Here is a 17,874-nt window from a genome sequence, read left to right as displayed (position 1 = left end):
AGTTTCGTGGGGTGGTAGAGGTGTATATGAGACAGCCCTGGTCGTGGCCCGCTGCGGCGTGCGCCCCCGCGGCCGGGCGTACCCGGGCCGCGAGTTCGGTGAAGCTCAGGCGCAGGGCGCCGTCGACGACCGCTTCGGCGTCCCCGAAGCGGTCGGCCGCGCTCGTCACCAGCTGCGGGAGGGTTTCCCAGCTCATACCTTCAGCAGCCGTGCGAGATTGCCGCCCATGATCTTGGCCTGGTTCGCCATCGGCATGTCCTTGATCTCGTGGATGTAGCGCGCCGGTTCGGCCAGCCCCTCCGGATGCGGCCAGTCCGATCCGAACAGCACGTGATCGGCGCCCATGACATCGGAGAGCCGCTGCAGGTCCTCTTCCCAGAACGGGCTGACATACAGGCTCTGTTTGATGGCCTCGATCGGATCGCGGAAGCCGAACCCTTCCGGCGCCTTCTTGTAGACATCGGAGAGCTGCTGCAGCAGCGGCTCGAGCCAGGCGGAACCGTTCTCGATGACCGCGATCTTCAAGTCGGGGAACCGATTCAGCGCACCGTGACACACCCACGACGCGACCGCGTCGGTGACCGGCCGCCACTGATTGGTCATGGCGAAGGTGTTGGTCTGGAACGGCAGCATCTCGAGGCTGTTGCCCTCCCACTCGGCGTCGAAGCGGGAGTAGCCGCTGTCGGAGGAATGCATGGTGACGAGCACGTCGAGTTCGACGACCCGCTTCCAGAACGGATCGAACTCCGGCATCGCGAAGGAACGCATGCCCTTGAAACCGGGCACCGGAGCCGGGCGCACCAGGATGGCCTTGGCGCCGTGTTCGACGACAGCCCAGTTCAATTCGGCGATGGCCCGCTCGACGATCGGCAGGGTGATCACCGGGACGGTGAAGATGCGGCCGGAATGGACGAAACTGCCGTCCTGGCCCCAGTCCTCGAGCATCCACCGGTTCAGCGACTCGATGACCGCGTGGATCAGTTCGGGATGGTGGCGCATGCGCTCTTCGACCAGGCTGGCCAGTGTCGGGAACATCAGGGCGCGTTGCAGTTGCAGGTCGTCCATCACCTGCAGGCGGGCCTCCGGATTGCGAAAGGCGTCGATCGCCTTCATCGACTTGCCGAAGATCTCGCGGCGGCTCTTGCCCTCGGGATTGCCGTTCTTGAAGTACTCCTCCATCGCGCCCGGACGAGCGACCACGTCGAAGGTCGGATTCGGGATGTACTCGCTGATCTGGCCGAGCACCGCGATCTTGGTGCGGCCGTTGATCTCGATGTACTGGATGGCGCCCTCGTACTGCTTGGGCAGGTGCCGGGTGAGCGCTTCCTTGGTCTCGTAGAGATGGTTGTCCGCGTCGAAGAGCTGATAGGGCAGCTCGATCTTCGTCATGTGGATCCTCCTTACCGATTTGCGAGAATCATATTCTCTTCAAGATTGAACGGCAATGTCCTCGTGGCGGGCGGCCAGGTCCCGGCGCACCACGAACTTCTGCACCTTGCCGCTGGCGGTACGCGGGAAATCGGCGACGACGTGCACCTCTTCCGGCCACTTCTGCTTGGCCATCCCGGCCGCGGCGAAGTGCGCGCGAAGCTGATCGAGGGTGGGGCCGGCCTGCCCGGGCAGCAGTCGCAGGACCGCGGCGGTCCGCTCGCCGAGCCGGGGATCGGCCACCGCGACGGCGACGGCCTCGGCGACGCCGGGCAGCGCGAGCAGGACCTCTTCGACCTCGAGCGCGCTGATGTTCTCGCCGCCGCGGATGATCATGTCCGACTTGCGATCGGTGATGGTGAGATAGCCGTCGTCGTCGAGCACGCCGATGTCGCCGGTGTGGTACCAGCCGTCGGCGTCGAACGCGGCGGCGGTGAGGTCGGGTTCGGTGTAGCCCAGGCACAGATCCGGTCCGCGGCTGAGGATTTCGCCGTCCTCGGCCAGGCGGACCTCCACACCGGGTAGGGCGTTGCCGTCGGTGAAGAGCCGCTTGTCCATCGGCGCGGTAGGGCGCGACCCGGTAATCGACGGGTGCTCGGTGCTGCCGTAGGAGCGGTAGACGGTGATCCCCGTGTCGTCCAGGCGTCGGGTGAGCGCGGCGGGCACGGCGGCGCCACCGAGTCCGGCATAGCGCAGGTACGGCAGGTGCGCGTCGGTCCAATCCGGATGATCGAGCAGGCTGGTGACGTAATACGGCACGCCGCCGCCCACGGAGAGCTGCTCGTCGGTCATGAGCGCGAGAATCCGCGCCGGATCCCACACGTCGACCAGGTTGATCGGCGCCCGGTCCAGGACCGGGATGAGGAAGGCGTTGACCATGCCGATGAAATGGCCGACCGGCGCCGCGGTGATCTGGTCACCGCGATCGGCGGGATAAATCCCGGCCAGCTGGCGTGTTTCGTGTCCGAGCGTGTGATGGCTGTGGACAACGCCTTTGGGGGCCCGGGTGGTGCCGGACGTGAACGCGATCAGTGCGGGGCTCTCGGGGGCCACCGGCAGCACGCCCGGCAGTGGCTCGTCGTCGAGCAGCTCCTCGAAGTCGCGGCCGACGACGCCGGTGACCGGCACCGCGCGGTAGACCTCGGTCGCGAATTCCAGGCTGCCGAACCGGTTGGCGGTCACGAAGACGTCCGGCCGGACCGACTCGAGGATGTGGGTCAATTCCCGGCGGCCGTAGAAGTGCACCACCGGGACGACAGTCGCGCCGAGGAACGCCGAGGCCCAGAAGACGGCCGCGGCTTCCATCCAGTTCGGCAGCTGGAAGGCGACGACACCGCCCGGGCCGACCCCACGGCGGTGCAGACCTGCCGCGAGCCGGCGGGCGAGGTGCTCGACCTCGGCGACGGTGCCCGACCACGGCCGGGTGGCGGAATGGACCCGGAAGGTCGTGTCGGGCGCGGCGCGCAGCCCTTCGGTCAGTAGGTCGCCGAGGGTCTCGGAGGTCCACCAGCCGTTCTCGCGGTAGCGGCGGGCCAAGTCGGGCGGGATCGTGCGCATCGGCGGACTCCTTCGTCGGCGGGCCGAGCAGGGCCTCGCACCGCGAGCATATGATTCTCGATGAGAGAGAATCATATTTGCAGGAGTGTGTTCAAGGGTGCGGATCGGATCCACGGCACCGCCCGCTGCTTCGGCAGCCCTTTCGTCAATGAGAGGTAGATCACACCTTCGCGTTCTCCGAGAACCTTCCTCGCGCTGGTGAGAATCAAATTACGGTGTGGTCGGCAGTTGCGTTCCGCGGGTTCGGTGACACCGCGTTGCCCGGCTCGGGCGCCCGCCGGGGACTCGCAACGGACCGTTTCGGCTGCTCGCGTGCGAAAACGGGGATGAAGATATGGCTACTGGTCAGGGTGTTCATTCGGTCATTCGGTGGCGCGCACACGCGCACCGGCACCCGCTACGGCACCGGCTCGCCGTGGTGGGCCCGGATGCCGCCGATATCGTCCGGCATGCGGGTGGCTGGCTGTTCGACCGGGCCGCCGCGGGGTGGGAGGTGACGGCGCTGGTCGCCGACTCCGAGAACGTCGGTCCGCTCCAGATTCTCGGTGCCACCGTGCTGGATCTGCGCCAGTCGCTGGCGGTGTCGCGGCACGATCTCTGGCCGACCGCGGTCGCTGTCTCGGTCCGCAGTTATCTCGCCGAACCGCAGGTGCGCGAAGGCGTGCTCGACTGTCTGGACCGAGGTCTGACGGAGGTCGCCGTCTGGGGTGACGATCTGCCCGATGAACTGGAAGAGCGGGTCGGCGCGTCGTGTCATCGGGTGAGCGTCGCCGCCCGGGCCTTCAAATCCTGTGCCCTGACCGCGGCCGGATTGCCCGGTGCGGCTGTGCCGCCGGTGGAATCCTTCCGGTCCGGGACCCTGCTGCCGCCCTCGTTTCGTGGCGAGATGCGCGACCTCGTTCCCCTGAGGTAGCCCGTTCGCCGACGCCGCTTCGATGGCGTCGCACCGTCATGTCTTCGTCCGTCGCCATGTCTGTTGTGCGACGGCGTGTTTCGATGTCCTCTTAGGAGAATGTAATTCTCTCAAATGGACTGCTTGACTCTTGACGTGAACGCGAGACCTGGCTCACTATGGAGAAGTTCATTTCCGGGAGCAACCCGAAAGATCACCTATGACGATCCCCCGCGAAGCTGCGGTCCGGGACAGCCCGCAGGGCGAGGCCCGTCTCTCGCAGACGAAGCCGGCGACCCGGGAGATCTCCGCCTGGTGGCGTGGCTATCTGCGGCGGCACCCGGTGGCCGCGCTGGAGACCGTCGGCGGGCAGTTCGTGCTCGGTGTGCGTGCCGTGCAATACCTCGTCGCCGACATCGCCACCGGGCGTTTCGCTTTCGGCGAGTTCATCCGGCAGTCGGCGTTCATGTCCTCGGCGGCGGTGCTGCCGACCATCTTCGTCTCGCTCCCGATCGGGGTGACCCTGTCCATCCAGTTCGGTCTGCTCGCCGGCCAGGTCGGCGCGACCTCGCTGGCCGGTGCGGCCAGCGGGCTCGCGGTGATCCGCCAGGGCGCGCCGATGGTGGCCGCGCTGCTGATGGCCTCGGCGGTGGGGTCGGCGATCTGCGCCGACCTCGGCTCCCGCAAGATCCGCGACGAGCTCGACGCGATGGAGGTCATGGGCGTCTCGGTCGTGCGGCGCCTGGTGGTGCCCCGGGTCGCGGCGGCGGTGCTGGTCGGCGTCTCGCTCACCGGCGTGGTGTGCTTCGTCGGCTTCCTGGCCGGCTACCTGTTCAACGTCTTCGCCCAGAACGGCGCGCCGGGCAGCTTCGTCGCCACCTTCGCCTCGTTCGCCACCGTCGGCGACCTGTGGCTGACGCTGGTCAAGGCGGTGGTCTACGGGATGATCGTCGCGGTGGTGGCCTGTGAGAAGGGCCTGCACACCGAAGGCGGTCCGGCCGGTGTCGCCAACTCCGTCAACTCGACGGTGGTCTCCTCGATCCTGCTGCTGATGCTGGTGAATGTCGTATTCACCCAGCTGTTCATGATCCTGTTCCCGCGGCAGGGCCTGTGATGGCGACGCCGTATCGCCCGCTGGGCACCCGCACGGTCCTGCGCGTGTCGCGGCGCATGGGCATCTCGGTCATGCGCCTCGGGCACATGGTCACCTTCCTGCTGCGCGCGCTGTTCTCCATCCCGGTGATGCTGCGGCACTACCGGACCGAGTTCCTGCGCATCCTGTCCGACATCACCTGGGGCAACGGCTCGATCGTGGTGGGTGGCGGAACCGCCGGGGTGATCATCGTGCTAGGCGCGGCAGGCGGGGCCATCGTCGGGCTGGAGGGCTACAACGCTCTGCACCTGCTCGGGATGGAGCCGACCATCGGTCTGATCGCCGCCACGGCCTCGACCAGGGAACTCGCGCCGATCATGGCGTCGCTGGCGTTCGCTGCCCAGGCGGGCTGCCGGTTCACCGCCCAGCTCGGCGCGATGGGCATCGCCGAGGAGATCGACGCGATGGAGTCGATGGGCATTCGTTCGGTGCCCTATCTGGTGAGCACCCGGCTGCTCGCATCGATGGTGGCGATCGTGCCGCTGTATCTGGTCTGCCTGGCCGCCAACTACCTGGCCGTGCAGGTGGTCGTCGGGTTGTCCGGCGGGCTCTCCGCCGGCACCTACGAGCACTACTTCCAGCTGGTGCTCAACGGTCCCGACATCGCGTACTCCCTCGGAAAGGCTGTCGTCTTCGTGATCATCACCTCGACCATGCAGTGCTACTACGGCTACTACGCCGCGGGCGGACCGCAGGGGGTCGGCATCGCCGCCGGACGCGCGATGCGGGCGGCCATCTCGTTGATGATCATCGTCAATCTGCTTCTCACGGTGGCGATCTGGGGCATCGGCGCCAGCGCACGGCTGGGTGGGTGAGCCCGTGTCGGTGCTCTTCGAGAAGGACGGACGCGGCCCGGCGGGCTGGATGCTGCTGCTGCGCGGGGTGGTGGTGCTCGTCGCGGTCACGCTGGCGGTCACGGTGCTGCTGATGAAGTCGACCGGACGCTTCGACGAGAAGGTCGAGGTGACCGCGGTGCTGGAGCAACTCGGCGACGGCCTGCCCGACCGCTCCGACGTGAAGTTCCGCGGGATGCTGGTCGGCATCGTCGACGGGGTGTCCCCGGCGAGCGAGGGCACGGCCAACCGGGTGCGGCTGCTGCTGGATCCCGCTGCCGCCCAAAGTGTTCCGCGTACCGTGACGGCACGGGTCGTCCCCAGCAACGTCTTCGCCGTCTCCTCGGTCCAGCTGGTCGACAACGGCCCCGGCCCCGCGCTCACCGCACACACCGAGATCCGCCAGGACACCAGCCTGTCCACCGTGCAACTGCAGACCGCGCTGACCACACTGCGCGAGATCATCGCCGCCACCGCCCGCATCGGCACCGCCGACACGGTGGGTGTGCTGGCCGCCGTGGCCGAGGCGACCGACCGGCGCGGTGCCGACCTGGTCGGTGCCGGCGCCCGGCTCGACCGCATCACCGAGGAATTCGACGCGCTGCTCACACCCGACGGCGGCCCACCCACCCTGACCATGCTCGCCGAATCGGTCCGCGGGCTGACCGCCGCGGCGCCCGACCTGCTCGACGCGCTGCACCAGGCTGTGCTGCCGCTGCGTACGTTCGCCGAACAGCACGATCAACTGGCGGGACTGCTCACCGCGGGCGGGACCACGCTCGGCACGGTCGGCGCGACGATGGATCGCCGCACCGACCAGATCACCGGCATCGTGGACGAGATGGGCCCGGTCCTGGACGTATTCGCGGCGGGCTCGCCGGCGTTCAGCCAGATCGTGGTGAGTATCCGCAAGCTCGCGGACCTGTGGTACGCGGAGTTCTGGAACGCCGAGAACCCGCGTGGCCGTGGCAAATTCCAGTTCCGCATGACCCCGCACACCCCCTACACCCGGGCCGACTGCCCGCGCTACGGGGGACTGGCAGGCCCGAGTTGCGCGACGGCGCCCACCTCGGTGCCGATCGAGGAGCTACCCCCGGTCATGGACCCGAGAACCTCGCCGACCGCGCCCGAGCTCGCCGGCGAACTCCCTGCCGAGATCAAGACATTGATCGAGCAGGCACTGGGCGGCACCCACAACGGGGCCGAAGCGCTGCTGGCGCCGCTGCTGGCCGACGGCCCGCTGCCGATGGGAGTCCCACGATGAGCTACCGCAAGCCGCTGCTGGGGGTGAGCCTGTTCGTCACGGTCGCGATGGCGCTGATCTGGGTGACCTACGTGACCCTCGACCGGGGCGTCAACGGCGACACCGCACCGTATTCCGCGGTCTTCAGCGACGTCAGCGGCCTGCGGGTCGGCGACGACGTGCGGATGGCCGGGGTCAGGGTCGGCCGGGTGGACGCCATCGAACTGGCGGGTGTGCAGGCCCGGGTCCGCTTCCGGGTGGCCGACGACCAGGTGCTCTACGGCAACACCAAGGCCTCGATCACCTACCAGAACGTCATCGGCCAGCGCTATCTCGGCCTCGCGCTCGCCGAGTTCGGCGACGCCCGGCCGCTGGCGCCGGACGCGGAGATCCCGTTGGCGCACACCGAGCCGTCCTTCGACATCTCGGGTCTGCTCAACGGTTTCGAGCCGCTGTTCGGCGGACTCGATCCCGCGCAGGTGGACAACGTCACCGGGGCGTTGATCAAAGCCCTGCAGGGTGATCAGACCTCGATGGTGCTGCTGATCGAACAGGTGTCGTCGCTGGCGCAGTCCCTGGCCGGACCCGACCAGGTGCTCGGCGCGGTGATCGCCAACTTGAGCACGGTGGTCGGCGACCTGGCACACCGCAGCGGCGAGGTGAGCGGCCTGATCGGCCAGTCGCGAGCCATCATCGGCGGCCTGGCCGCACACCGGGACCAACTGCTGGGAACGCTGGACTCGGCGGCGGTGGTCACCGGCCGGATGGCCGGATTGCTCGATGACATGGAACCGGATCTGAACGCCATGCTCTACCGCGAACCCGGCTTCACCCGGCACTTCGCGGAGAACAAGGAGAACTTCGCCTACCTCGGCTTCAATCTGCCCGCGCTGATGAAGGGCCTGGCCCGGGTCAGTCAGGAGGGCTCGTATCTGAGCACCTACCTGTGCAACTTCAACATCACCCTGTTGCCCTCGCTCGTGGCGCTGGTACCGACGGTGGTCGGTCTCGCCACGCCGGGTGGGCAGCCCCAGTATTCACCGATCTGCAGGTGAGGCGACCATGAAAGAAACTGTCCGACAGTGGATCCGGCTGGCGGGACGGCCGATCGAGGAGCATCGCAAGGTCGTGCTCGGGCTGTGCGCGGTCGCGGTCCTGGTGGCGGCGACCGCCGGTGCGGTCGGTGTGCACGCGCTCGGCGTCGGCACGACACGGTACGAGGCGGAGTTCGCCCAGGCCGCGGGGATCAGCAGCGGGGACTCGGTGACCGTCGCGGGGGTCGCGGTCGGCACCGTCGGCGGCACCCGGCTGGCCGGTGACCGGGTCGTGGTCGCGCTGAACATCGATTCCTCGGTGCCGCTGGGTGCCGGAACCGGGGCGGCCATCAAACTCACCACGCTGCTCGGTGCCCGCTATGTGGAACTGCGCCCGGCCGGCGAGGGTGCGCTGCCGGATCGGCGGATCACCCTGGAACACACCGAGGTTCCCTACGATCTGCAGACCGCGCTGGACAACGCCACGGTCACCTTCGACCGGATCGATGCCGCCCGGATCGGTGACTCGCTGACCGCGCTGGCCGCGCAGCTGGACGGGGTGCCGACGGTGCTGCCCGCCATGCTGACGAACCTGCGCGCGCTGGCCGCCATCGTCGGTGAGCGGCGCGGGGAGATGAGCGCACTGCTGACGAGCACCGCGCAACTCACCACGGTGCTCACCAGCCAGCAGGCCGATCTGGCTGCCGTGATGACTCAGGGCCGTGACCTGCTCACCGAGATCGTGGCCCGCCGCGACGCCGTGGTCGGCTTGATGAACGCCACCCGCGATCTCGCCGATCAGGTGCGTGCGCTGGTGGTCGAGGACCGCCCCGCCGTGGACAGCCTGCTGGCCGGTCTCGACGGTCTGCTCGGCAGCCTCGCCCGCAACGACGCGCTGCTGCGCAACACCCTCGAGATCCTGCCGATCCCGGTGCGCAACTTCGCCAATGCCTCCGGCACCGGCAACGAGGTCGACTTCACCGCGCCGGCCGGACCGCTCATCGATTCGTGGATGTGCGCGCTGGGTGGACGCGCGCAGATGGCGAACCTGCCCCCCTACTTCGAGGACTGTCGATGAGAGCCGGACGTGCACTGCTGAGCGCCGCTGTCGTGCTGCTGGTCGGCGCGGCGGCCGGATTCGCCGACAGCCCGATCCAGGGCGAGCGCCGGGCCACCGTGACCGCGCTGTTCGACAACGCCGCCGGTCTCTACGTGGGCAACGCGGTGGCGGTGCTCGGGATGCCGGTGGGTGAGGTCACCGCGGTGCAGCCACGCGGCTCGCACGTGGAGGTCACCCTGGCCGTCGACCGCGATGTCGAGATCCCCGCGGACGTCCGGGCCGTGACACTGTCGACGTCGGTGCTCACCGACCGGCACGTCGAACTGACCCCGGTCTATCTCGGTGGGGCCACCCTGGCCGACGGCGCGCGCCTCGGCCTGGATCGCACCCGTACCCCGGTGGAATTCGACCGGCTGCTCGGCGCCGCCGACCGAATGGCCGGTGAGCTCGAGGGCGAACAGCCGGGCGACGGACCGGTCGCGCGGTTGCTCACCGCGTCCTCGGCGATCGCCACCGGCAGCGGCGCCCAACTGCGCGACACTCTCGACCAGCTCGCGGTCGCGGTGAGACTCGGCGAGGACGGCGGCGATGCCACCCGGGAGACGCTCACCCAACTGGTGGACCAGCTCGCCGTGCTGGTGCGCGCCGCCGCGGCCAACGAGCAGACCATCAGCGAATTCGGTACCGCGACAGGTCAACTCGGCGACGTGGTCGCCGATCTCGGCATCGGCACCGGGGGCACGGGCGCCCAGATCGTCGAGATCCTGCGCCGGACCGACACCCTGCTCGCCGAGAACGCCGGTGTGCTGCAGACGACCGTGGCCAACACCGCCACGGTGACCAAGGCGCTGGCCGACTACCGCGGTCAGCTCGCCGAGTTCATCGACGTGACGCCACTGCTGCTCGACAACGCCTACCGCGCCGTCGATTTCGAGTACCGCGGGGTGCGCGTGCACGCGCTGCTGGACAAGGTCTTCTTCGACGGCCAGCTGGTCAAGGAGGTCTGCAATATCCTCGGACTGCGCCAATTGGGCTGCGCGACCGGGACACTGCAGGACTTCGGTCCCGACTTCGGGATCACCGACATGCTCGAGGCGATGTCGAGGATGCCCCGATGAGGCCGGCGCGGGGCTCCCGCATCGTGGCGCTCGCGCTCGCGGCCCTGTGTTCGGGTGGCTGTGCCGTCGGGCTCGGCGACCTGCCACTGCCCGCACCCGGCAGCGGCAGCGAGAACTACACCGTCCGAGCCGATTTCGCGAACGCGCTGAACCTGCCCGCGAAGGCGAAGGTCCGGCTGTCCGGCGCCGAGGTCGGCGAGGTGACCGAGATGGCGGTGCGCGACTACACCGCCGTGGTCACCCTGAGCATCCGGCCCGACGTCCGGCTGCCGCTGGGGACCACCGCCGAACTGCGCACCGCCACGCCCCTGGGCGATGTGTTCGTCTCGCTGACAGCGCCCGCCGACGTCACGGCGGCCACCCCGGTGCTCGCCGACGGCGACCGCATCGCCCGCGAGCACACCTCCGCCGCGGCCACCGTCGAGGAACTGCTCACCACCGCCTCGCTGCTGGTGAACGGCGGCGCGATCCGCAATCTCACGACCATCGTCAACGGGCTCGGGCGCGCGGTCGGCGACCGGGGCGACCGGATGGCGGAGCTGATCGCGCAGTCGACCCGGGTGGTCCAGTCGCTCGCGGCCCGCTCCGACGACATCCGCGCCACCCTGTCGGAAGTCGACCAGCTCGCGCGCACGCTGAACGAGCAGACCGGCACCATCGATGACGTCCTCACCGCCGCCGGGCCCGCGCTGACCACCCTGCGCGCCAATTCCGCGCAAGCGCTGTCGCTGGTCGGCGAAGTCGATCGGCTCTCCCGGCAGCTCGCCCGGTTCCCCGGCCTCGACGGCACCGAGACCACCGGCATGATCGCCGACATCAACCGGATCGCCGAACAGCTCAACGCCGCGGCGACGGACCCGAATGCCAGTGTGGCGGCGATGAACTCGATGCTCGGCCCGGTGATCGCGGTCACCACCAGCACCGCGGCCAGTACCGACGCCGACTTCCAGGACCTGGCCCTCGGTGTGCTGCCCGATGTCAACCATCCGGGTGATCCGGCGAGCAGGCTGCCCGACACACGGGACTGGGCGAACTTCGTCGGCACCCTCACCTATACCCTGCTCCGCCTGCAGGGCCGGATCACCGGAGCCGGGCGATGAGCGGCGGCGCGGGGGAGCCGGTGGCCCGCATCGTCGTCGCCGTGGTGCGGGCCGTCCGGGCACGGCGGGCGGCGGTCTCGGCCCTGTCGCTGGTGGTGACGCTGGTGATCGGCATCGGCTACCTGGCCTTCGGCGCGCTGGGCGTGAACCCCGCGGCCGCGACTTACCGCGTCCGGGTCCATCTCGCCGATTCCGGGGGACTGCTGGCCGGTCGCACCGTGGCGCTGCGCGGGGTGCCGATCGGCACCGTGGAGTCGGTCTCGCTCACCGAGCGTGGGCTCGTCGCGGTCGCGGTGATCGACGCGGGCACCGCGGTCCCCGCCGACGGCGAGGTCCGGGTGGCGAGCCTGTCGCTGGCGGGGGAGCAGTACCTGGACTTCCGGCCCACCCGTGACGACGGTCCCTACCTGGCCGACGGGTCGGAGGTGGCGGTCGAGCGGACCAGCACGCCGACCCCGCTGTGGCAGACCCTCGGACAGCTGGATTCCACCCTCGCCCAAGTGGATCCGGCTCAGCTGGCGGCGATCGTCGACGAGTTCGGGGTCGGGCCGCAGGGCGCGGAAAAGCTGTCCGACCTCATCGACGGGGGCATCTTCCTGATCTCCACCCTGGACGCGGTGCTGCCGCAGACCGTCGGCCTGATCCGCGACAGCAGGCAGGTTCTCGGGACCGTGCGTGATCTCACCCCGGGACTCGGCGAGTTCGCCACCGACCTGAACCAGGTGCTGACCGGGGCGAGCGCGAAATCCGGTGGCTACGTGGCACTGCTGGACGCGGCGCCGGGAACGCTGCGCGCGCTGGACGCGGTGATCGCGCAGAACGCAGGCACCGGCGCGAATCTCCTCGACAACCTCGGTGTGGTCGCCGATATCACCGGCGCCCGGGTGCCCGCGTTCCAGGAGTTCTTCTTCCCGACCGAGCGCAGCGGTTCCACCCTGGACGCGATCGCGGTCGCCTTCCACGACGGCGGTGTCTGGGGCCTGGTGAACCTGTACCCCCGCTACTCCTGTGACTACGACCTGCCCCGCCGAGCGCCGTCGCTGCCCGATTTCCCCGAGCCGTACGTGTACACGTACTGCCCGAATACCGACCCCTCGGTGCTGATCCGCGGCGCCGCCAACGCGCCCCGCCCACCCGGCACCGCGATACCGGGTATCCCGCCGGCCGGCGAGAGCCCCACCCAGCAGACGGTGTCGACGCCGATCGGAGCGCTGTCGCTGCCGCTCACCTTCGCAGGCCCGCCGTTACCGGACCCACCTCCGGCGCCGCCGCGATGACCGGACCAGCCCACCTCCCCAGCCCGATCCCTACCGCGAGGAACGACACGATGAGTGACACCGACACTGTAGTAGTCGACCGGAAGACCGCAGAGATCATCGACGACGAGCCGAAAGCGTCTGTCGCCAAGACGGATTCGTCCTCCACGACGTCCGGTGAAGCCCGCTCTGCCGACCGGCCCGCGCGCCTGGCGGGTGCCGTGCGCCGGCTGGGTTCCGCACGCCGCGCGCTGGTGCCCGCGCTCGGGCTGGTCGCGGTCGCCGCCGTCGCCGCCGCCGCCGTCCTGGGCTGGCAGCTGCGCCAGGAGCGGGCGGTGGACGACGCCGCCGCCGCGGCACTGCAGGCCGCCCGCGCCTACGCGGTGACGCTGACCAGCGTCGACTCCGGCCGCCTCGACAGTGATTTCGCCGCCGTGCTCGACGGATCGACCGGCGAATTCCGCGACATGTACACCCGCTCCAGCGGTCAGCTGCGCGCACTGCTGCAGGAGAACAAGGCGACCGGGAAGGGCGCGGTGCTGGAGGCGGCCGTGAAGTCGGCGACCGAGACCGAGGTCGAGGTGCTGCTCTTCATCGACCAGACCGTCACCAATGCCGCCGCCACCGACCCCCGGGTCGATCGCAGCCGGGTCCTGATGACCATGCAGCTCGTCGACGGCCGCTGGCTCGCGAGTCGGGTCTCGCTGCCCTGATCTCGGCGGGCAACCGGCCCGTGCCCATTCCCACTGTTGTTTGCGAGGAGTATCCGAATGACTGATTTCGACACCGTCGACTACTTCACCGATCCGGCCCTGGTGCCCGATCCCCACCCGTATTTCGACCACTTGCGCGCGAAGTGCCCGGTCACGCAGGAATCGCAGTACGGGGTGTACGCGGTGACCGGCTACGCCGAGTCGATGGAGGTGCTGCGCGACGCGAACCTGTTCTCCTCGGCCATCTCGGTCGGCGGCCCGTTCCCGCCGCTGCCCTTCGCCATCGAGGGCGACGACATCACCGAACTGCTCGAGCAGCACCGCTCGAAACTGCCGATGTACGAGCACATGGTCACGATGGACCCGCCCCAGCACACCTACGCGCGGTCGCTGCTGAACCGGCTGCTCACCCCCGCCCGGCTGAAGGAGAACGAGGAGTTCATGTGGCGGCTGGCCGACCGCCAGCTCGACGAGTTCCTGTCCGCGGGAAAGTCGGAGTTCCTCGTCGACTACGCCAAGCCGTTCTCGTTGCTGGTGGTCGCCGACATGCTCGGGGTGCCCGAGGAGGATCACGAGCAGTTCCGGATCGTGCTCGGCGCCGAGCGGCCCGGGGCCAGGGTCGGGGCGCTCGACAACGAGATCGTCGCGTCCAATCCGCTGGAATGGCTCGACGAGAAGTTCGTCGGCTACATCTCCGAGCGCCGCGACAACCCGCGCGACGACGTGCTGACCTCGCTCGCGCTCGCGAAGTACCCGGACGGCTCCACCCCCGAGGTGATCGACGTGGTCCGCTCGGCCACCTTCCTCTTCGGTGCCGGTCAGGAGACGACCGCCAAACTGCTCAGCGCCGCCCTGCGGATCCTCGGCGATCATCCCGACGTCCAGCAGGCGCTGCGCGCGGACCGCAGCCTGATTCCCGCCTTCATCGAGGAGACCCTGCGGCTGGACGCGCCGGTGAAGTCCGGGTTCCGGCTCGCCAAGCGCGCCACCACCGTCGGTGACGTGGACATCCCGGTCGGCTCGACGGTGATGGTCTGCCCCGGTGCGGCCAACCGCGATCCGCGCCGCTTCGACAATCCCCACGAATTCCAGCTGGGCCGCAGCAATTTCCGCGAGCACATGGCCTTCGGGCGCGGTGTGCACTCGTGCCCCGGCGCCCCGCTGGCGCGCGTCGAGGGGCGGGTGTCGATCGAGCGGATTCTGGACCGGATGCTCGACATCCGCATCGACTCCGAACAGCACGGCCCCGCCGGTGACCGGACCTACCGCTACGAGCCGACCTTCATCCTGCGCGGCCTGTCCGACCTGCACATCACCTTCACCCCCAATCCCTGAATCACCCACGGACGCTGGGTTTCCCAGAAGAAAGAGGTTCACGATGACCGGACGAGTCGACGGCAAAGTCGCCTTCATCACCGGCGCGGCACGCGGCCAGGGCCGCAGCCACGCGGTACGGCTGGCACAGGAGGGTGCCGACATCATCGCCATCGATGTCTGCAAGCAGCTCGACAACGTGCCCTTCCCCATGTCCACGCCCGAGGACCTGGCCGAGACCGCGGAACTGGTGAAGGCCGAAGGCAGGCGCGTGGTGACCGCCGAGGTGGACGTGCGTGACTACGACGCGCTCAAAGCCGCGGTGGACAGCGGCGTCGAGCAGCTGGGCAAGCTCGACATCATCGTCGCCAACGCCGGCATCGGCAACGAGGGCGGCGCACTGGCCGACCTCGACGAGACGCTGTGGGACGACATGATCGCCGTCAACCTCGGCGGCGTCTGGAAGACCGTGAAAGCCGGTGTCGGGCACCTCGTCGCGGCCGGTGGCGGCGCGGTCGTGCTGACCGGCTCGGTGGGTGGCCTCAAGGCCTACCCGAACGTCGGCCACTATGTGGCGGCCAAGCACGGCGTGGTCGGGCTCATGCGCACCTTCGCCGTGGAGCACGGGCACCAGTCCATCCGCGTCAACTCGGTGCACCCCACCCACGTCAGCACCTCCATGCTGCTCAACGAGGGCACCTACAAGCTGTTCCGGCCCGACCTGGAGAACCCGGGCCCGGTCGACCTCGAGCCGATCTGCCGGATGTTCCACACCCTGCCCACGCCGTGGGTGGATCCGGTGGACGTCAGCAACGCGGTGCTCTACCTGGTCTCCGACGAGGCCCGGTTCATCACCGGCGTCTCGCTGCCGGTCGACGCCGGCAGCATGCTGAAGTAGCGGAGCCGAAGCGATGCTGTTCGAGTTCGACTCCGAGCAGCGGCTGTTGCGCGAGATCGTGCGTGAGGTCGCGGCCAAGGAGTGCCCGCCGTCCCTGATCCGGGACATCGCGGACAAGGGCGCCGACCCCGCCGCCCTGTGGCAGACCTACGTCGGTCTCGGCTGGACCGAACTCACCGAGCCCGGTGCCGCGGTCGAGCTGGGCATCGTCTGCGAGGAACTGGGCCGGGCCACCGACCCGACGCCGTTCCTCGCGACGATGACCCAGTTCGCGCCGCTGGTGCCGGGCGTGGGACGCCTCGACCGGCCGGGTGCGGCGGTGTACGGCGGGGTCACCGCCGCCCGCGACGGCGCGGGCTGGCGGCTGTCCGGCACCGCCGGGCAGGTACTCGACGGCGACCGGGCCGAACAGCTCGCGGTGGTCACCGACGCCGGGGTGTTCGTGGTCGGCGCCGAGGCGGTGATCACCCGCCGCACACCGGTTTTCGATCCGGTGCTGCATCTGGCCGAGGTCACCTTCGACGGGGTCGCGGTGAGCCGGGCCGACCGGGTCGAGGTCGAGGTGGCGCGCGCCCGTCAGGTCGCGCTCACCGGACTGGCGCTGACCACGGTCGGTGCCTGCCGCCGGATTCTGGACATGGCACTCGACCATGTGCGGGGCCGCACCCAGTTCGGGGTGCCGATCGGGTCGTTCCAAGCGGTGCAGCACAAGTCGGCCGATATGCACGTGGTGATCGAACGGGCGCGGGCACTGGGATTCTTCGCCGCGCTGTGTCTGGCCGCCGACGATCCACGGCGGCGGCTGGCGGCCTCGATGGCCAAAGCCGCGGCGGGCGAGTGCCAGTCGCTGGTGTTCCGGCACGGCGTCCAGCTCTTCGGCGCCATGGGCTTCACCTGGGAGAACGACCTGCAGTTCGCGCTCAAACGCGCGAAGGCGGGGGAGCTGCTGCTCGGCGGCGCCGCCGAGCACCGAGCACTCGTGACGGAGGAATACCGTGCAACTCAGCTTTGATCACGACGTCGAGTCGTTCCGCGCGGAGTTCGTCGCCTTCCTCGCCGAGCACCTGCCCGGCGAGGACGAGGCGGCGCAGCGTTCGGAATCCAGTGCGCACGTACCGGACTGGGCTCGGCGCTGGCAGCGGCTGCTCTTCGACAACGGGTGGCTGCTGCCCGGCAACGCCCCGGAATTCGGCGGCCGCGACGCCTCGGTGCTGCAGCAGTACGTCTTTCACGAGGAGCTGTCCAAGCGGCGGATCTATCACAGTTTCAATCCGCAGGGCGTCGGCATCATCGCCGCCTCGCTGCTGTCGTTCGGCACCGCCGAACAGCAGCGGCAGTGGGCGATCCCGATTCTGCGGGCCGAGATCACCGCCGCACTGGGCATGAGCGAGCCGGGCGCCGGGTCGGACCTGGCCGGATTGCGGACCAGGGCGATCCGCGACGGCGACCACTATGTGGTGGACGGGCAGAAGGTGTGGACCTCCGGCGCCCACCACGCCGATGTGTTGCTCACCTTCGTGCGCACCGACCCGGATGCCCCCAAGCACAAGGGGATCAGCGTGCTGCTGATCCCGACCGATGCCCCTGGCGTCACGCGGCGGCCGTTCCCGTCGGCCTGCGCGCCCGACGACCTGGACTTCAACGAGGTCTATTTCGACGGTGTGCGGGTGCCGGTGGCCAACCGGGTCGGACCCGAGAACGAGGGCTGGTCGGTGGCCAACGGGTCGCTCGGGCACGAACGCACCCTGCTGTGGCTGGGATTCGCGGATCGGCTCGAAGACCTCCTGGCCGACTTCCGCCCGCGCACCGAACTCGACCGTGACGCCTACGCGCGCCTGGTGATGGACAGCTACGCGCTGCGCCTGCTCGGCTCGGCCGCGCTGGCGCGGGAGTCGCGGGGTGAACAGGACGTGCCCGCGCTCTCGGTACTGAAGGTGCTCGGCTCCGAGGCGGTGCAGTCGGCCGCCGAGCGGGCACTCGACGCCGTCGGCGCGGACGGGCTGGCGCACCCGGCGGTGACCTCGCCGCCGAATCCGCTGAATCTGGAGAACTTCTCCGGTGGCTGGTTCGAGCGCTACCTGCGCAGTTTCTCCGGGACCATCGCCGGTGGCACCTCCGAGATCCAGCGCAACATCATCGCCCAGCGGATACTCGGTCTGCCCCGGGCCTGACCGGGACAGGGGTGCGGGCGCGCCGCGGGGGGGGGCCGCGGGGCGGCGAACACCTCCCCGCCGGCCCCGTCGACGCCGACAGAGACAGACAAGAACGTGATAAA

The 17,874-nt window shown here is 69.4% G+C and carries 16 protein-coding genes and 1 pseudogene; 14 read left to right on the top strand and 3 right to left on the bottom strand.

Annotation, left to right across the window (positions count from 1 at the left end; translation table 11 throughout):
- The 3 genes and pseudogenes from ACFVAV_RS12865 to ACFVAV_RS12855 all read right to left on the bottom strand — a co-directional run.
- Nucleotides 1-196 (bottom strand): annotated as a pseudogene (locus tag ACFVAV_RS12865) (hypothetical protein); the annotation flags it as partial.
- Nucleotides 193-1,389, bottom strand: a complete 1,197-nt coding sequence (locus ACFVAV_RS12860; RefSeq protein ID WP_379034276.1) for an amidohydrolase family protein — start codon at nucleotides 1,387-1,389, stop codon at nucleotides 193-195. The gene ACFVAV_RS12860 and the pseudogene ACFVAV_RS12865, both read right to left, overlap by 4 nt.
- Before the next feature lie 39 nt (nucleotides 1,390-1,428).
- Entirely contained in the window at nucleotides 1,429-2,985 is a 1,557-nt protein-coding gene (locus tag ACFVAV_RS12855) for an AMP-binding protein (protein ID WP_379034274.1), read from the bottom strand.
- Between the two features lie 334 nt (nucleotides 2,986-3,319).
- On the opposite strand from ACFVAV_RS12855, the gene ACFVAV_RS12850 reads away from it, so the two are divergent.
- The 14 genes from ACFVAV_RS12850 to ACFVAV_RS12785 all read left to right on the top strand — a co-directional run bounded on the left by ACFVAV_RS12850 (nucleotide 3,320) and on the right by ACFVAV_RS12785 (nucleotide 17,770).
- On the top strand, nucleotides 3,320-3,898 hold the full coding sequence (locus ACFVAV_RS12850) for a hypothetical protein (RefSeq protein ID WP_379034272.1): 579 nt from the start codon (nucleotides 3,320-3,322) through the stop codon (nucleotides 3,896-3,898).
- A 199-nt stretch (nucleotides 3,899-4,097) separates the two neighbouring features.
- Nucleotides 4,098-4,991 (top strand): MlaE family ABC transporter permease, encoded by an 894-nt coding sequence (locus tag ACFVAV_RS12845; RefSeq protein WP_379034270.1) that lies wholly within the window; start codon nucleotides 4,098-4,100, stop codon nucleotides 4,989-4,991.
- A complete protein-coding gene (locus ACFVAV_RS12840; RefSeq protein ID WP_379034268.1) occupies nucleotides 4,991-5,845 on the top strand; it encodes an ABC transporter permease in 855 nt (284 codons plus the stop codon). The genes ACFVAV_RS12845 and ACFVAV_RS12840 overlap by 1 nt, the downstream gene beginning before the upstream one ends.
- Before the next feature lie 4 nt (nucleotides 5,846-5,849).
- Nucleotides 5,850-7,127, top strand: a complete 1,278-nt coding sequence (locus tag ACFVAV_RS12835) for an MlaD family protein (RefSeq protein ID WP_379034266.1) — start codon at nucleotides 5,850-5,852, stop codon at nucleotides 7,125-7,127.
- On the top strand, nucleotides 7,124-8,161 hold the full coding sequence (locus tag ACFVAV_RS12830) for an MlaD family protein (RefSeq protein ID WP_379034264.1): 1,038 nt from the start codon (nucleotides 7,124-7,126) through the stop codon (nucleotides 8,159-8,161). The genes ACFVAV_RS12835 and ACFVAV_RS12830 overlap by 4 nt, the downstream gene beginning before the upstream one ends.
- A 7-nt stretch (nucleotides 8,162-8,168) precedes the next feature.
- Complete coding sequence (locus ACFVAV_RS12825) at nucleotides 8,169-9,218, top strand: MCE family protein (protein ID WP_379034262.1); 1,050 nt, start codon at nucleotides 8,169-8,171, stop codon at nucleotides 9,216-9,218.
- Complete coding sequence (locus ACFVAV_RS12820; RefSeq protein WP_379034260.1) at nucleotides 9,215-10,318, top strand: MCE family protein; 1,104 nt, start codon at nucleotides 9,215-9,217, stop codon at nucleotides 10,316-10,318. The genes ACFVAV_RS12825 and ACFVAV_RS12820 overlap by 4 nt, the downstream gene beginning before the upstream one ends.
- Nucleotides 10,315-11,418 carry an MlaD family protein gene (locus ACFVAV_RS12815; RefSeq protein ID WP_379034258.1) on the top strand — a complete coding sequence of 368 codons (1,104 nt, stop codon included), beginning with the start codon at nucleotides 10,315-10,317 and terminating at the stop codon, nucleotides 11,416-11,418. The genes ACFVAV_RS12820 and ACFVAV_RS12815 overlap by 4 nt, the downstream gene beginning before the upstream one ends.
- Nucleotides 11,415-12,695, top strand: coding sequence for an MlaD family protein (locus tag ACFVAV_RS12810; protein ID WP_379034256.1), 1,281 nt, complete (start codon nucleotides 11,415-11,417; stop codon nucleotides 12,693-12,695). Before ACFVAV_RS12815 ends, ACFVAV_RS12810 begins: the two co-directional genes overlap by 4 nt.
- A 50-nt stretch (nucleotides 12,696-12,745) precedes the next feature.
- Nucleotides 12,746-13,387 (top strand): hypothetical protein, encoded by a 642-nt coding sequence (locus ACFVAV_RS12805; protein ID WP_379034254.1) that lies wholly within the window; start codon nucleotides 12,746-12,748, stop codon nucleotides 13,385-13,387.
- 57 nt (nucleotides 13,388-13,444) lie between these two features.
- Nucleotides 13,445-14,722 carry a cytochrome P450 gene (locus ACFVAV_RS12800; protein WP_379034252.1) on the top strand — a complete coding sequence of 426 codons (1,278 nt, stop codon included), beginning with the start codon at nucleotides 13,445-13,447 and terminating at the stop codon, nucleotides 14,720-14,722.
- A 43-nt stretch (nucleotides 14,723-14,765) separates the two neighbouring features.
- Nucleotides 14,766-15,599 carry a mycofactocin-coupled SDR family oxidoreductase gene (locus ACFVAV_RS12795; RefSeq protein ID WP_379034250.1) on the top strand — a complete coding sequence of 278 codons (834 nt, stop codon included), beginning with the start codon at nucleotides 14,766-14,768 and terminating at the stop codon, nucleotides 15,597-15,599.
- Between the two features lie 13 nt (nucleotides 15,600-15,612).
- Entirely contained in the window at nucleotides 15,613-16,611 is a 999-nt protein-coding gene (locus tag ACFVAV_RS12790; RefSeq protein ID WP_379034248.1) for an acyl-CoA dehydrogenase family protein, read from the top strand.
- Entirely contained in the window at nucleotides 16,595-17,770 is a 1,176-nt protein-coding gene (locus tag ACFVAV_RS12785; RefSeq protein WP_379034246.1) for an acyl-CoA dehydrogenase family protein, read from the top strand. Before ACFVAV_RS12790 ends, ACFVAV_RS12785 begins: the two co-directional genes overlap by 17 nt.
- The last annotated feature ends 104 nt before the right edge of the window (nucleotides 17,771-17,874 follow it).

The sequence above is a fragment of the Nocardia sp. NPDC057663 genome, from assembly GCF_042799895.1.
In the GTDB taxonomy this organism is placed as follows: Bacteria; Actinomycetota; Actinomycetes; order Mycobacteriales; family Mycobacteriaceae; genus Nocardia.
The sequence above is the reverse complement of the archived record's forward strand: the minus strand, read 5'-3'. Positions and strand labels throughout refer to the sequence as shown.

What these genes read in the sequence shown, in the direction of transcription:
- ACFVAV_RS12815 (WP_379034258.1), top strand. Translation starts at nt 10,315, where the DNA reads ATGAGGCCGGCGCGGGGCTCCCGCATCGTGGCGCTCGCGCTCGCGGCC.
- ACFVAV_RS12860 (WP_379034276.1), bottom strand. Translation starts at nt 1,389, where the DNA reads ATGACGAAGATCGAGCTGCCCTATCAGCTCTTCGACGCGGACAACCAT.
- ACFVAV_RS12820 (WP_379034260.1), top strand. Translation starts at nt 9,215, where the DNA reads ATGAGAGCCGGACGTGCACTGCTGAGCGCCGCTGTCGTGCTGCTGGTC.
- ACFVAV_RS12790 (WP_379034248.1), top strand. Translation starts at nt 15,613, where the DNA reads ATGCTGTTCGAGTTCGACTCCGAGCAGCGGCTGTTGCGCGAGATCGTG.
- ACFVAV_RS12840 (WP_379034268.1), top strand. Translation starts at nt 4,991, where the DNA reads ATGGCGACGCCGTATCGCCCGCTGGGCACCCGCACGGTCCTGCGCGTG.
- ACFVAV_RS12810 (WP_379034256.1), top strand. Translation starts at nt 11,415, where the DNA reads ATGAGCGGCGGCGCGGGGGAGCCGGTGGCCCGCATCGTCGTCGCCGTG.
- ACFVAV_RS12800 (WP_379034252.1), top strand. Translation starts at nt 13,445, where the DNA reads ATGACTGATTTCGACACCGTCGACTACTTCACCGATCCGGCCCTGGTG.
- ACFVAV_RS12850 (WP_379034272.1), top strand. Translation starts at nt 3,320, where the DNA reads ATGGCTACTGGTCAGGGTGTTCATTCGGTCATTCGGTGGCGCGCACAC.
- ACFVAV_RS12795 (WP_379034250.1), top strand. Translation starts at nt 14,766, where the DNA reads ATGACCGGACGAGTCGACGGCAAAGTCGCCTTCATCACCGGCGCGGCA.
- ACFVAV_RS12825 (WP_379034262.1), top strand. Translation starts at nt 8,169, where the DNA reads ATGAAAGAAACTGTCCGACAGTGGATCCGGCTGGCGGGACGGCCGATC.
- ACFVAV_RS12805 (WP_379034254.1), top strand. Translation starts at nt 12,746, where the DNA reads ATGAGTGACACCGACACTGTAGTAGTCGACCGGAAGACCGCAGAGATC.
- ACFVAV_RS12830 (WP_379034264.1), top strand. Translation starts at nt 7,124, where the DNA reads ATGAGCTACCGCAAGCCGCTGCTGGGGGTGAGCCTGTTCGTCACGGTC.
- ACFVAV_RS12855 (WP_379034274.1), bottom strand. Translation starts at nt 2,985, where the DNA reads ATGCGCACGATCCCGCCCGACTTGGCCCGCCGCTACCGCGAGAACGGC.
- ACFVAV_RS12845 (WP_379034270.1), top strand. Translation starts at nt 4,098, where the DNA reads ATGACGATCCCCCGCGAAGCTGCGGTCCGGGACAGCCCGCAGGGCGAG.